Genomic DNA, 13,765 nt, shown 5'->3' with positions numbered 1-13,765 from the left:
CGTGTCGCGATAAGTCGGGCGCTGGCGCGCCGCGACTTATCCGACTTATACCCCGGCAGGCGATAAATACGACATGTCGAGGCACGCAGTGTCCGACATGTCGGGAAAGCAGGCGTTCAGGCCGTCGAGAAGACCGAGTACCCCTCGGCGAGCCGGCCTTCGGCAAGGCCGCCGGCCCGGGCGACCTGGGCGTGGCGGTCGCGCAGCATCTCCTCGAAGCCGTCCAGGTGGCTGGTCTGTGAGGCGTGGGCGCGCAGGGCGGCCAGTTTGCGGTCGAAGACGTCGGTGATGTCGACGATGTGGTCGGGGTTCGGGCCGCCGCTGTACCAGATCTCGCGGACCGTCCAGGCGTCCAGGCCGATGTCGGTGAACGTGAACGGGTTGCGGGCGTCCGGATACACGGCGCACGTCGTCGCCTCGCCCGCGGCCAGGTGGTCCGGGTGGCTCGGGCCGGCCAGGCGTTCCCAGCGGCGCAGCGGCGAGCTGGTCAGGACCCGGTCGGGGCGGAAACGGCGGATGGCCGCCGTGATGTCCCGGCGCAGCCCGATCGTCGGCTCGAGGACGCCGTCGCGGTACCCCTCCAGGAACTCCACCTGCTTGACCCCCACGGCCGCGGCGGCGGCGCGCTGCTCCCGCTCGCGCAGGATCGGCATCTCCGCGCGGGGCGTGTCGTCGAAGCCGCCCGCGTCGCCCCTGGTCACGAGGAGGTACTTGACCTCGATGCCGGCATCGACCCAGGTCGCGATCGTGCCGGCGGAGCCGAAGTCGACGTCGTCGGGGTGCGCGAGGACGCACAGCGCGCGCTGCACGTCGGTGAGCGGCACGGCCGATGGAGGAAAGGTCATGTTCCTATTTGTACCGCTTGCCGCGACCCGTCCGCCGCTACAGCGGTCCGCGGCCCGCGCGCAGGATGAGCAGAGCGAGCTGGGTGCCGTCGGCGCCGAGGTCCTGGGAGAAGCGCTCGAGGATCTCGCGCTCGCGGGAGAGGACGAGACGGGTGCCACCGGCGGCGACGCGGGTCTTGCCGACCTCCTGGGAGATCGCGGCGCGCTCTTTCCAGAGAGCCACGATGGCGGAGTCAATCTCGTCGATGCGCTGTCGCAGACCTTGAATGTGCTCGTCCGGGGTGGCGGCGGGCTGCTGCTGCTCCATGGTGGTGGTGACCATTTCTGCTCGTCCCTTGTGTTTCGGGCCTGGTGCCTCCGGCCCCGGGAACGCGAACGCCCCGGGCTCGGAGCCCGGGGCGTCGGTAGGTTTTGCGATCAGGCGCGACCTACGGCTGCCGGACTCCGGTAGCCGTAAAAAAAGTAGCGCGCCCGCTCGATCACGTAGCCGAGTATGGCACGGCGCCCAGGCGACCGGAAAGACGTTGCCGAAACTTGGGACGCGTCGGTTTTCGGCCACCCGTACGAACCGCAAGGGGTGTCGCGCCCCGGAAACTGTCACACCGGCGGCGTAGAGTCGCGCCTGCGATGCATGCTCTCTTCGAAGTACCTCAGTCTCGCCCGCCGCAGCCCGAAGCTCCGGCGGTGCCCGCCCGACCTCCGATGCGCGACCTGCTGGACGGGCTCAACGGCCCCCAGCGCGACGCGGTGACGCACGAGGGGCAGCCGCTGCTCATCGTGGCCGGCGCCGGGTCCGGCAAGACGAAGGTGCTGACGAGCCGGATCGCCTACCTGCTGGCCGCGCGCCACGTGCACCCGGGCGAGATCATCGCGATCACGTTCACCAACAAGGCCGCCGGCGAGATGAAGGAGCGGGTCGCCAAGCTGGTGGGCAACCGCGCCCGGCTGATGTGGGTGTCCACGTTCCACTCGGCCTGCGTGCGGATCCTGCGCAACGAGCACGACCACGCGGGGCTCAAGTCGACGTTCTCGATCTACGACGCCGACGACTCGCGCCGGCTCATGCAGCTCGTCGCCCGGGAGCTGGACCTCGACCCGAAGCGCTACCCGGCCCGGGGCCTGGCGACGCAGGTGTCGAACCTGAAGAACGAGCTCATAGATCCCGAGAAGTTCGCCGGCACCGCCAAGGGGCCGGCCGAGCGGGCGCTGGCGGAGGCGTACACGCTGTACCAGCAGCGTCTCACCGAGGCCCACGCGCTCGACTTCGACGATCTGATCATGCGGGTGGTCCACCTGCTGCAGAGCCACCCGGAGGTCGCCGAGAGCTACCGCCGGCGCTTCCGGCACGTGCTCGTCGACGAATACCAGGACACCAACCACGCGCAGTACATGCTGGTGAAGGAGCTGGTCGGCGACACCGGCGAGCTCTGCGTGGTGGGCGACGCCGACCAGTCGATCTACGCCTTCCGCGGCGCGACGATCCGCAACATCCTGGAGTTCGAGCGCGACTACCCCAACGCCCGCACGATCCTGCTGGAGCAGAACTACCGCTCCACCCAGACGATCCTGTCCGCGGCCAACTCCGTGATCGGCCGCAACACCGAGCGCAAGCCGAAGCGGCTGTGGAGCGACCAGGGCGAGGGCGAGCAGATCGTCGGCTACGTCGCCGACACCGAGCACGCCGAGGCCGACTGGGTGGCCCGCGAGATCGACCGGCTCTCCGACAACGAGGGCGTCCGCCCGGCCGACGTCGCGGTGTTCTACCGCACCAACGCGCAGTCCCGCGTGTTCGAGGAGATGTTCATCCGGTTCGGCCTGCCCTACAAGGTCGTCGGTGGTGTCCGCTTCTACGAGCGCAAGGAGGTCCGCGACGCGCTGGCATACCTGCGGGCCGTGGCCAACGAGGACGACACGGTGAGCGTGCGCCGCGTCCTCAACACCCCGCGCCGCGGCATCGGCGACCGGGCCGAGGCGTGCGTCGAGGCCCTCGCGAGCCGCGACCGCATCTCCTTCGGCGCCGCCCTGCGCCGGGCGAGCGAGGCCCCCGGCATCTCCACCCGCGCCGTCAACGCGATAAACGAGTTCGTGGCGCTGCTCGACGACCTGCGCACCCTGGCCACGACGGCGATGCCCGAGGAGGTCCTCGAGGCCGCCCTCGATCGCTCCGGCTACCTCGCCGAGATCGAGGAGAGCACCGACCCGCAGGAGGCCGGCCGCGTCGAAAACCTCCAGGAGCTCGTCAGCGTCGCCCGCGAATACACCGAGCGCGCCGAGGCCACCATCGCAGTCGCGGCCGAGCAGGGCGACGCCACCGTCGCGCCGCCCCCGAGCGTCGCCGGCTTCCTGGAGCAGGTCTCCCTCGTCGCCGACGCCGACCAGATCCCGTCCGACGACCCCGACCACACGGGCGTCGTCACGCTCATGACCCTGCACACCGCGAAGGGCCTCGAGTTCCCGGTCGTCTTCCTCACCGGCCTCGAGGACAGCATCTTCCCGCACCAGCGCGCGATGAGCGACAAGAAGGAGCTGGAGGAGGAGCGCCGCCTGGCCTACGTCGGCATCACCCGGGCTCGCCAGCGCCTCTACATCTCCCGCGCCGTGACCCGCTCCGCGTGGGGCGCCCCCTCCTACAACCCGCCGTCGCGCTTCCTGGAGGAGCTCCCCCCGGAGCTTGTCCGCTGGGAGCGCACCGACGCCGCGTACACGAGCTGGTCCGGCCGCGCCGGCGTCGGCGGCCGCTCGTCGGGCGCCACCCAGTCGCGCACCTCGTCGTTCGTCGGCAACACGCCCAAGGCCGCGCAGCTGGCGGCCAAGCTGGGCCTCGACCCGTCCAAGCTGTCCACGGCCAGCGAGCTGCAGCGCGAGGTCCCCAACTTCGCCGTCGGCGACCGCGTCAACCACCAGCGCTACGGGCTCGGCCGGGTGCTGGCGGTCGAGGGCGCCGGGCCGCGGGCCCAGGCCCAGATCGACTTCGGCGATCAGGTGGTGTGGCTGGTGCTGAGGCACGCGGCGATCGAGAAGCTGTAGCGGCGCCGAACGTCCTGCCGCAGCGAACGCCCGGCCGCAGCGAACGCCCTGCCGCAGCCGCGCGATCGGCCGCAGCCGCGCGATCGGCCGCAGTGAGGGATGGGCCGAAGCGGGGAGTAGGTCGAAGCCTTGACGAGCGAGCTTCTGGCAGAGCTTCATGACAAAGCGGAGCAATTGCATTGCTCGGGTCCGTGGGGCTTGCGACCGCTCCTCCCGCGAGACACCGGTCGACGCCGGGGCGTCTCCCTTCGGCGTCCGTGGGTCCCGGAAAAGCCCGGCGCCGGCGCGCCTCTGAGAACCTGGCGTTGTAGCGCCCTTGATGGCCCGGTGTTGCAGCGCATGTCGAGGGCCTGGTGCTGGAGCGCTCGTCGAGGACCCGGTCTCGTAGTGGCCCTTAGACCCGGCGTCGTCGCGCTTTCAAGAGGTCGATGCTGGAGCGGCCTCTGAAGGCTCGGCGTTGCAACGCCTTTCGAAAGCCTGGGGCTGGAGCGTCCCGGAAGGTACCGGCGCTCGAGTGTCTTTCGAGAGCCTGGCGCCACTGTGTCTCTATTGCGTCCGCGGCGGGTCGGGAAGCGGAGAAGTGAGCGCGGAAAGGTGGGGCCGGGAAAGGTGGGCGCTAAAGGCGTGAAGCTGAGCTCGAAAGGCCGGTCGCGCAGAAATGTGAAACCTGAAAAAGGCTATGAGTAGATGGCCTCGGTGTGCTGCTGGATGTCGACGCCGTGTTTGCGCATGAAGGCCAGGGGTTCGATCGGTTTGTCGTTGTCGCGCACCTCGAAGTGGAGGTGGGAGCCGAACGAGTGGCCCGTGTTGCCGACCAGCGCCAGCCGGTCGCCGGCCTTGACCTGCTGGCCCTCCTTGCACAGGAGCTTGGAGGCGTGGCCGTAGACGGTGACGATGCCGCCGCCGTGGTCGATCATGACGTTGTTGCCGTAGCCGGCGTTCCAGCGGCACAGGATGACCTTGCCCGCGGCGGCGGCGACGAATGGGGTGCCCGTGGCGGCGCCCAGGTCGACGCCGGGGTGCAGGCGGCCCCAGCGCTCGCCGTAGAACGAGGTGAGCGTGTAGTTGTGCAGCGGCAGGATCCACACGTCGGGCGCCGGCTGGTTGGCCGTGGAGAGCGTGGTCTTCGCGTCGCCGCGTGAGGCTCGCTCGCCCGAACGGGTGGTGATGTCGCCGTAGTTGCCGGCCGACTCCATCGTCAGGCCGTCGGTGTGCGGGTCGGGCAGCGTCGTGGCCGTGCCCATTGCGACAACCCCGGACGCGACGACCGCCGTTGTCAGCACCGCCAGGAATCGGCTGCGCCGATTCTCCATACGCCGCCGGCCCCGATAGTTCGCGCGCTGGGTTGCTGAGGGCACCGCGAACCTCCGAAAGATTTGGCGACTGATTGGCGGTACAATTGCGAAAAGAAGTCATCAAGCGTTTGAGCCGATCGTCACCGTAGACACCTCCGAATCTTTTGCACAAGCGCCGCGCCGATTCACGTGCGCGTTTATGCCCGCCGGGTTGGTTGTGCGTAACCGTGCTGTGATGCGGTCGTTGCGTCGGTCCCCGATAAACCCGATAGAGCTGCGGTACCTTCGGCTGAGATCGCCGCAACGGTGCGGTGTCGCCTGACTGTGGCCGCCACGAACGGCCGGGAAGGACCGTGAGGATGAGCGCGCGGACCCGCGTCGTCATCGCCAAGCCTGGACTCGACGGGCACGACCGAGGAGTCAAGATCGTCGCCCGGGCCCTGCGCGACGCCGGTATGGAGGTCATCTACACCGGCCTGCACCAGACGCCTGAGCAGATCGTGGAGACCGCGATCCAGGAGGACGCCGACGCCGTCGGCCTGTCGGTGCTGTCGGGCGCCCACATGACCCTGTTCCGGCGGGTCATCGAGCTGCTGGCCGAGCGGGGCGCCGCCGACGTCACCGTGTTCGGCGGCGGGATCATCCCGGACGAGGACCTGCCCGAGCTCGAGGAGCTGGGTGTCGCCGCCATCTTCACCCCGGGCGCCACGACGCAGTCGATCGTCGACTGGGCGCAAAAGAATCTGGCGGCCGAATAGACGCGCGTCAGCGACAAGTAATTCGGTTTCCCGCAGGGATTCGGGTCAGCTTGAGGGGGGTGCGGGTGGAGCTCGCTCCCCCGCCTGAATGAAGACAGGGGGAGGGGCCGGACGCACCCCTCACACGTCCGGCCCCTCTATCGCACGATGCCCCGCCGCCACCCCTCGACCGACAGGGCATCGGCCGTTTCTGGTGCCGGCCGCGCCCCCAGGTTTTCCCGTGGGCGGGCCGACACTGCTCTCAACGACGGTCCGCCGGGGCGGTTACGCGATCACTCGCGTGTCACCTGGAAGTGCAAACAGAGCGGCGAAAACGTCACAGAGAGTGGAATGGGGCACATCGGCAACCCGCGCGGTGCCGGCGGGTGAGGCCGTGGTTAGGCTGCGATCGTTGAGCCGTCCTCGCGATGGGGCAGGCGGCACGGTTGACGGAACGGGACCAACTGTGGACCTGTACGAGTACCAGGGGCGCGCCCTCTTCGCCAAGCACGGGCTGCCCGTGCTGGGCGGCGGTGTCGCCGAGACCCCGGAAGAGGCCCGGGCGATCGCCGAAGAACTCGGCGGCCGGGTCGTCATCAAAGCCCAGGTGAAGGTCGGGGGCCGCGGTAAGGCCGGCGGCGTCAAGCTCGCGGAGAACGCCGACGAGGCGACCACCCACGCGACCAACATCCTCGGCATGGACATCAAGGGCCACACGGTCCACAAGGTGATGGTCACCACCACGGCCGACATCGCCGAGGAGTACTACTTCTCCTACCTGCTCGACCGCGCGAACCGCACGTTCCTGTGCATCGCCAGCGTCGCCGGCGGCATGGAGATCGAGACCGTCGCGCACGACGCCCCGGAGAAGGTGGCAAAGGTCGCCATCGACGCGGCGAAGGGTGTCGACGAGGCGCTCGCCCGGCAGATCGTCGAGCAGGCGAAGTTCCCGGCCGACGTCGCCGACCAGGTCGTGTCGATCGCGGTCAAGCTGTGGCAGGCGTTCGTCGCCGAGGACGCCACGCTCGTCGAGGTCAACCCGCTGGCCAAGACCCCCGACGGCACCGTGCTCTGCCTCGACGCCAAGGTCACCCTCGACGCCAACGCCGACTTCCGCCAGTCGGAGCACGCGGAGCTCGAGGACAAGGCCGCGGCCGACCCGCTGGAGCAGGCGGCCAAGGAGAAGAACCTCAACTACGTGAAGCTCGACGGCAACGTCGGCATCATCGGCAACGGCGCGGGCCTGGTCATGTCGACCCTGGACGTCGTCGCGTACGCCGGCGAGGGCCTCGGCAGCAAGCCCGCCAACTTCCTCGACATCGGCGGCGGCGCCAGCGCCCAGGTCATGGCCAACGGCCTGGAGATCGTGCTGGGCGACCCGGCCGTCAAGAGCGTCTTCGTCAACGTGTTCGGCGGGATCACCGCCTGCGACGCGGTGGCCAACGGCATCGTGCAGGCGCTGCAGCTGCTCAAGGACCGGGGCGAGGCGGTCACCAAGCCGCTTGTCGTCCGCCTCGACGGCAACAACGCCGAGGAGGGCCGCCGCATCCTCGATGAGGCCGCCAACCCGCTTATCGAGCGGGTCGACACGATGGACGGCGCCGCCCGCCGGGCCGCCGAGCTCGCAGCGAGTGGGGTGTAACGACCATGGCGGTATGGCTCACCGAGTCCAGCAAGGTCATCGTGCAGGGCATGACCGGCGCCGAGGGCTCCAAGCACACCCGGCGGATGCTCGCCGCGGGCACGAACGTGGTCGGCGGCGTCAACCCGCGCAAGGCGGGCCAGCAGGTCGACTTCGACGGCACCAAGCTGCCGGTGTTCGCCTCCGTCGGTGAGGCGATGGAGCAGACCGGCGCCGACACCAGCGTCATCTTCGTCCCGCCGGCGTTCACCAAGGCGGCCGCGATCGAGGCGATCGACGCGCGGATCCCGCTCGCCGTGGTCATCACCGAGGGGGTGCCGGTCCACGACACCGCCTACTTCTGGGCACACGCGCAGGCGACGGGCAACGCGACGCGGATCATCGGGCCCAACTGCCCCGGCATCGCCAGCCCCGGCAAGTCGAACGCCGGCATCATCCCGGCCGACATCACCGGCCCGGGCAAGATCGGCCTCGTGAGCAAGTCGGGCACCCTCACGTACCAGATGATGTATGAGCTTCGGGACATCGGCTTCTCGACGGCCATCGGCATCGGCGGCGACCCGGTGATCGGCACGACGCACATCGACGCCCTGGCCGCGTTCGAGGGCGACCCCGAGACGGCGGCCATCGTCATGATCGGTGAGATCGGCGGCGACGCCGAGGAGCGGGCCGCGGACTTCATCAAGGCCAACGTGCGCAAGCCGGTCGTCGGCTACATCGCGGGCTTCACGGCCCCGCCCGGCAAGACCATGGGCCACGCCGGCGCGATCATCTCCGGCTCGGCGGGCACCGCCGACGCGAAGAAGGCGGCGCTCGAGGCGGCCGGTGTCGCGGTCGGCAAGACCCCGACCGAGACGGCCAACCTCATGCGCGACATCGTCACCGCGCTCTGAACAAAATCATCGTGACCAGCAGTCCGGACGGCCGGGGTTAGTGACCGGCCGTCCGGACTTTGGCAGAGTACAAGGCGATGCCGACCACCCCTGAAGACCCGGACGAGGGGGCGCAGACCCGGCTCGCTGACCGCGAGACCGTCAAGCTGCCGATCCAGCGGCGCGCGGTGCGAGGCAAGGACCCCGCCAAGCGCCCGGCCCGGCGTGCCCCGCTCGCGCTGGCGGCGGTGGTCAACTCGCTGTGGGCGGCGCTCGTCTCGCTGGTGCCGACCCTGTTCGTGGTCTGGGGCCTGTTCGCGATGGACGGCGCCGACGCCCCGCTGCCCGAGGTGCTGCGCCTCGGCCTCGCCGGGTGGCTGCTGGCGCACTGGGTGCCCCTGCAGACCGGCATCGGCCCGATCAGTCTCGCCCCGCTCGGGCTCACCGTGATCGCCGCGTGGCGGGTCTACCGGGCCGGCGTGCACACCGCGCGGGCGATCGGCGCCCGGGCCCATCACCGCGGCCGGCCCTGGTCACCCTGGCCGGCGGCGCGCGCCGGGCTCGGGGTCGGGGTCGTCTACGCCGTGCTCGGCGCCGCGGCCGCGCTGATCGCCGACCACCGCGGTGTCGAGGTCTCCGCCGTCCGGGCGGCGCTGACGTTCGGCGCGTTCGGCCTGGCCGGCGGCCTGCTCGGGGCGTTCGCCGAGGCCCGCGGCATCGCCCGGCTGGCCTCCCGCACACCCCGGGTGCTGCGCGACGCCACCCGGACCGGGGCCGTCGCGGCCCTGCTGGTGCTGGGCGCCGGGGCGGCGACGACGGGCATGGCTGTCGCGTTCAGCGGCGGCGACGCCAGCCAGATCATCGACGACTACCACACCGGCATCGCCGGGCAGATCGGGCTGGTCGTGGTGTGCGGGTTCTTTGCGCCGGACGTCACCGCGTGGACGGCCAGCTACCTGGTGGGGCCCGGCTTCACCATCGGCTCGGAGACGTACATCAGCGCGGCCCACGTGACAGTCGGCCCTTTGCCCGCGGTACCCCTGCTGGCCGGTCTGCCCTCGACGCCGGCCACCGGCTACGCGCCGCTGCTGCTCGGCCTGCCGCTGCTGGCCGCGCTGATCGCGGGCTGGCTGCTGGCCCGGCGCTCGCAGCGGCTCGACCCCGACCGCTCCTGGTATGCGCTGCTCGGCGCGGCCGGGCTGGCCGGCCCGGTGGCCGGGGCGCTGCTCGCGCTGGTCAGCCGGGCGGCGAGCGGGTCGCTGGGGGCGAGCGGGCTCAGCGACGTCGGGCCGCAGTCGGGCGCTGTCGGGTTCGTCGCCATGTTCATGGTCGCGATCGGCGCGCTGCTGTCGACGGCGGCCACGAAGCTGGCCCTGCGCGCCAAAAGGGCGCGCGAGTAGCTCGCGCGCCCGTCAGCGGGTGGTGCTTGTTACGGGTAGCTGTACAGACCCCAGTTGAGGGCGAACGACCCGATGATCACGATGATCGTGAGGCCGATGCCGATCGCGCCGCAGATGAGGCCGGCCTTGGCGTTGCCCTCGTTGTTCGCGAGGCCCTGCTTGACCTTGTTCTGGCCCAGGTAGCTGCAGATCACCGCGGCGATGCCCAGCGGCAGGCCGATGGAGCAGCAGAACGCCAGCGGGATGGAGGCGATGCCCAGGATCATGCCGACCAGGCCGAGCGTGTTCTGCGGCTGCGCCGGCGCGCCGTAGCCCGCCTGGTAGCCCTGCTGCGGGTACGCGCCGCCGGAGGTCGGGTAGGCGCCGCCGGACGTGGGGTAGCCACCGCCCGAGGTCGGGTACGGTGTGCCCGAGACCGGGGGCTGCTGCGCGTACGGGTCCTGGTAGGCCGGCTGCTGCGGCTGCGCGTACGGGTCCTGGTACGCGGGCTGCTGCGGCTGCGCGTACGGGTCCTGGTAACCCGGCTGCTGCGGCTGCCCGTACTGCGGCTGCTGCGGCTGTCCGTACTGCGGCTGCTGACCGTAGGGATCCTGGTTGGGCTGCTGCCCGTACGGATCCTGGCCCGGTGGTGGGTAGCCCATGACTTCTGGCTCCTAAAGCTGGGGACTATCGCTGGGTGGTGGTCCGCACCAGGGTAATCCCGAGGGGATATAGAACCACGGCAGCCTAACCGCCCGGATCAACTCTGCGCAGTCGCGTAATGTACTTTGGACACGTTTATCCGCAAATGCCCGGCGACCCGCCGCTGAGCAGGGCCGACCGGGTCGTTAGAGTTTCGTGGTGACAGTTCGGCTTGTCGTGCTCGTGTCCGGTTCGGGGTCAAACCTGCAGGCCCTGCTCGACGCGGCCGCCGACCCGGCCTACGGGGCCGAGGTGGTGGCCGTCGGTGCCGACCGCCCCGCGGTCGAGGGCCTGGCGCGTGCGGAGCGTCACGGCGTGCCCACGTTCGTGGCCCGGGTGGCCGACTTCGCGACCCGCGACGACTGGGACGCCGCCCTGCTGGCCGAGTGCTCCCGATACAAGCCCGACCTGATCGTCTCGGCCGGGTTCATGAAGCTCGTCGGGCCGCGGTTCCTGGGGGAGTACGAGGGCCGCTATATCAACACCCACAACGCGCTGCTCCCCGCGTTCCCGGGCACGCACGGCCCCCGCGACGCGCTCGCCTACGGCGTCAAGCTCGCCGGGGCCACGCTGCACTTCGTCGACAGCGGCGTCGACACGGGGGCGATCATCGCCCAGGTCGCGGTACCGGTCCTCGACGACGACACCGAGGACACGCTGCTGGAGCGGATCAAAGTGGCCGAGCGCCGCCAGCTGGTCGACACGGTCGGGCGGATGGCACGCGACGGCTGGACCGTCAACGAACGAAAGGTCAGGCTGGGCCGTGGCTAACCGCCGTCCCATCAGGCGCGCGCTCATCAGCGTGTACGACAAGACAGGTCTCGAGGAGCTCGCCCGCGCCCTCGCCGGGGCCGGCGTCGAGCTGGTCTCCACCGGCTCGACCGCGGGCCGCATCGAGGCCCTCGGCCTGCCGGTCACCCGGGTCGAGCAGCTGACCGGGTTCCCGGAGACGCTCGACGGCCGGGTCAAGACCCTCCACCCGAAGGTCCACGCCGGCCTGCTGGCCGACCTGCGCCTGGAGGCCCACGCCGCCCAGCTCGGCGAGCTCGGCATCGAGCCGTTCGAGCTGCTCGTCTCCAACCTGTACCCGTTCACGGACACCGTCGCGTCAGGCGCCACCGACGACGAGTGCGTCGAGCAGATCGACATCGGCGGCCCGGCCATGGTCCGCGCGGCGGCCAAGAACTTCCCGAGCGTCGCCGTCGTCACCTCGCCGGCCTCCTACGACTCGGTACTGCAGGCCGTCGCCGACGGCGGCTTCACCCTCGACGAGCGCCGGGCGCTGGCCGGTCAGGCGTTCGCCCACATCGCCGAATACGACGTCGCCGTCGCGGCCTGGTTCGCCCGCGACGACAAGCGGTTCGCGGGCACGGCCCTGCGCCACGCGGCGACCCTGCGCTACGGCGAGAACCCGCACCAGGCGGCCGCCCTCTACACCGACCCCGCGGCGGCCCCGGGCCTGGCCCAGGCCGAGCAGCTCGGCGGCAAGGAGATGTCCTACAACAACTACGTCGACGCCGACGCCGCCTGGCGCGCCGCGCACGACTTCACCGACCCCTGCGTCGCGATCATCAAGCACGCCAACCCGTGCGGCATCGCGATCGGCGCCGACGTCGCCGAGGCCCACCGCAAGGCCCACGCCTGCGACCCGGTAAGCGCCTACGGCGGCGTGATCGCGGTCAACGCCGAGGTCACCACCGACCTGGCCAAGCAGATCAGCGAGATCTTCACCGAGGTCGTCGTCGCGCCGTCCTACTCCTCCGACGCGCTCGAGCTGCTCTCGGCCCGCCGCAATCTGCGGATCCTGCGCGCTCCGGCCTGGACGCCCGCGTCCTTCGAACAGCGGCAAATCTCCGGGGGTGTACTCGTCCAAGCCGCCGATCGCATCGACGCGGACGGGGACGCCGTCGATCGCTGGACCCTCGTCACCGGCGAGCCGGCCGACGAGGAGACCCTCCGCGACCTCGCCTTCGCCTGGCGGGCGGTCCGCGCGGTCAAGTCCAACGCGATCCTGCTCGCGTCCGGCGGTGCGACGGTCGGCGTGGGCATGGGCCAGGTCAACCGGGTCGACTCGGTCCGCCTGGCGATCAGCCGGGCCGGCGAGGAGCGGGTCAGAGGCTCGGTCGCCGCTTCGGACGCGTTCTTCCCGTTCGCCGACGGCCCCGAGGCCCTGATCGCCGCGGGCGTGAAGGCGATAGTCCAGCCCGGCGGCTCGATCCGCGACGAAGAGGTCATCGCGGCCGCCAACGCTGCGGGCGTGACGATGTACTTCACCGGCACCCGGCACTTCTTCCACTAGCGCAGGCCGGCCGGTCCCCGTTACGGCAGCGTGACGGGGGCCGGCACCTTGGCCCCGAAGTAGGTGGCCACGGCGTCGCTCACCGCGTGCGCGCCCTTCTCCAGGGATCCGCCGGGCTTCTGCTCGTAGACGACGGCGACGACGTACCGCTCCGAGTCACCGGCGAAGCCGACGGTGTGTGTCATCCAGACGTCGGTGCCGTTGACCGGCTTCTCGACCCACCCGTCCTTGTTGCCCGGCTTGAGCCCCGACCCGGCCGCCCAGACACCCCAGTGCTGGTTGCCGGCGACCTTGCGCAGGGTTGTCACGAGGTAGGTCCGGCTCGTGGGGTCGAGCTTCTCCAGGACGTACGACATCAGGCTCTGCAGGTCTTCGGCACTGCACCGCAGGTTGCGCCAGAACGTGTCCATCCCGTCGACGACGGCCAGGCTCCCCATCCCGTACTGCGCCTTGTACTTGGCGACAGTGCCGGCCCCGGCGTACTTGTTCCACAGGGCCGTGGCGGCGTCGTTGTCGGAGTTGATCAGGGCCTTGTCGAGGTTGCCCCTGTCGGTCGCGTCGAGCGTGATCTCCTTGGCCTGCTGCCGCTCCAGCAGGTCGGTCGCGATGGCCAGCTTGATCGTCGACGCCGTCCACGTGGTCGCCGTGGTGTTGCCGGCCTTGAACACGGTCCCGCTCTGCCGGTCGCGCACGATGATCCCGAACGTCCCCGGCAGCTTCTGCACGAACGCGGTCGTCCGGTCCTTGGTGCTCCCGCCGGCCGACCCTTTGGCCTCGAGCCCGGCCGCGCTGTCCCCGCCACCGCCACCGCCGTCGCCGGCCTGCCGGGCCTGACTGGCGGACACCTGCGGCAGCAGCCCATGCGGGTCGTCGCTGGCGTCATCGCCACACGCCGCGAGGGCAAGCAGGGTGAAGAGGGCGACAACGCCGCGCCGGACCAGCACGCCCTGCACTCTAATGGCAGGAT

Annotated in this window: 12 protein-coding genes; 7 read left to right on the top strand and 5 right to left on the bottom strand. The window is 70.6% G+C overall.

All coding sequences use genetic code 11. The annotated features are described in order from the left end of the window. Window positions 1-116: 116 nt before the first annotated feature. Window positions 117-845 (bottom strand): PIG-L deacetylase family protein, encoded by a 729-nt coding sequence (locus Dvina_RS49430; RefSeq protein ID WP_246655826.1) that lies wholly within the window; start codon window positions 843-845, stop codon window positions 117-119. Between the two features lie 37 nt (window positions 846-882). Next, the gene (locus tag Dvina_RS49425) at window positions 883-1,167 is read right to left on the bottom strand and encodes a chorismate mutase (protein ID WP_223098961.1); all 285 of its coding nucleotides are present in this window, start codon (window positions 1,165-1,167) and stop codon (window positions 883-885) included. A 305-nt stretch (window positions 1,168-1,472) separates the two neighbouring features. Here Dvina_RS49425 and pcrA point away from each other — a divergent pair, with 305 nt between their 5' ends. Next, the gene (gene pcrA, locus Dvina_RS49420; RefSeq protein ID WP_223098959.1) at window positions 1,473-3,872 is read left to right on the top strand and encodes a DNA helicase PcrA; all 2,400 of its coding nucleotides are present in this window, start codon (window positions 1,473-1,475) and stop codon (window positions 3,870-3,872) included. Window positions 3,873-4,549: 677 nt separating this feature from the next. Here pcrA and Dvina_RS49415 read toward each other — a convergent pair. Next, window positions 4,550-5,116, bottom strand: coding sequence for a M23 family metallopeptidase (locus Dvina_RS49415; RefSeq protein ID WP_246655825.1), 567 nt, complete (start codon window positions 5,114-5,116; stop codon window positions 4,550-4,552). Window positions 5,117-5,526: 410 nt separating this feature from the next. Here Dvina_RS49415 and icmB point away from each other — a divergent pair, with 410 nt between their 5' ends. The 4 genes from icmB (at window position 5,527) to Dvina_RS49395 (ending at window position 9,818) form a co-directional block, all read left to right on the top strand. Next, complete coding sequence (icmB, locus tag Dvina_RS49410; RefSeq protein WP_223098955.1) at window positions 5,527-5,925, top strand: coenzyme B12-dependent isobutyryl CoA mutase small subunit; 399 nt, start codon at window positions 5,527-5,529, stop codon at window positions 5,923-5,925. A gap of 445 nt (window positions 5,926-6,370) precedes the next feature. After that, entirely contained in the window at window positions 6,371-7,546 is a 1,176-nt protein-coding gene (gene sucC / locus Dvina_RS49405) for an ADP-forming succinate--CoA ligase subunit beta (RefSeq protein ID WP_223098953.1), read from the top strand. Window positions 7,547-7,551: 5 nt separating this feature from the next. Continuing rightward, the gene (gene sucD, locus Dvina_RS49400; protein ID WP_223098952.1) at window positions 7,552-8,439 is read left to right on the top strand and encodes a succinate--CoA ligase subunit alpha; all 888 of its coding nucleotides are present in this window, start codon (window positions 7,552-7,554) and stop codon (window positions 8,437-8,439) included. Between the two features lie 77 nt (window positions 8,440-8,516). Next, window positions 8,517-9,818, top strand: a complete 1,302-nt coding sequence (locus Dvina_RS49395; protein ID WP_223098951.1) for a cell division protein PerM — start codon at window positions 8,517-8,519, stop codon at window positions 9,816-9,818. Between the two features lie 29 nt (window positions 9,819-9,847). On the opposite strand, the gene Dvina_RS49390 is transcribed toward Dvina_RS49395, so the two are convergent. Continuing rightward, window positions 9,848-10,459: a DUF4190 domain-containing protein gene (locus tag Dvina_RS49390; RefSeq protein WP_223098950.1), complete on the bottom strand. Its 612-nt coding sequence runs from the start codon at window positions 10,457-10,459 to the stop codon at window positions 9,848-9,850. 199 nt (window positions 10,460-10,658) lie between these two features. On the opposite strand from Dvina_RS49390, the gene purN reads away from it, so the two are divergent. After that, window positions 10,659-11,270, top strand: coding sequence for a phosphoribosylglycinamide formyltransferase (gene purN / locus Dvina_RS49385; protein ID WP_380026784.1), 612 nt, complete (start codon window positions 10,659-10,661; stop codon window positions 11,268-11,270). After that, on the top strand, window positions 11,263-12,798 hold the full coding sequence (gene purH / locus Dvina_RS49380; protein ID WP_223098945.1) for a bifunctional phosphoribosylaminoimidazolecarboxamide formyltransferase/IMP cyclohydrolase: 1,536 nt from the start codon (window positions 11,263-11,265) through the stop codon (window positions 12,796-12,798). Before purN ends, purH begins: the two co-directional genes overlap by 8 nt. Window positions 12,799-12,818: 20 nt before the next feature. Here the strand turns inward: purH and Dvina_RS49375 are convergent, their stop codons facing one another. Beyond that, window positions 12,819-13,742 (bottom strand): serine hydrolase, encoded by a 924-nt coding sequence (locus Dvina_RS49375; RefSeq protein ID WP_223098943.1) that lies wholly within the window; start codon window positions 13,740-13,742, stop codon window positions 12,819-12,821. Window positions 13,743-13,765 lie beyond the last annotated feature (23 nt).

The sequence above is a fragment of the Dactylosporangium vinaceum genome (genome assembly GCF_019904175.1).
In the GTDB taxonomy this organism is placed as follows: Bacteria; Actinomycetota; Actinomycetes; order Mycobacteriales; family Micromonosporaceae; genus Dactylosporangium; species Dactylosporangium vinaceum.
The sequence above is the reverse complement of the archived record's forward strand: the minus strand, read 5'-3'. Positions and strand labels throughout refer to the sequence as shown.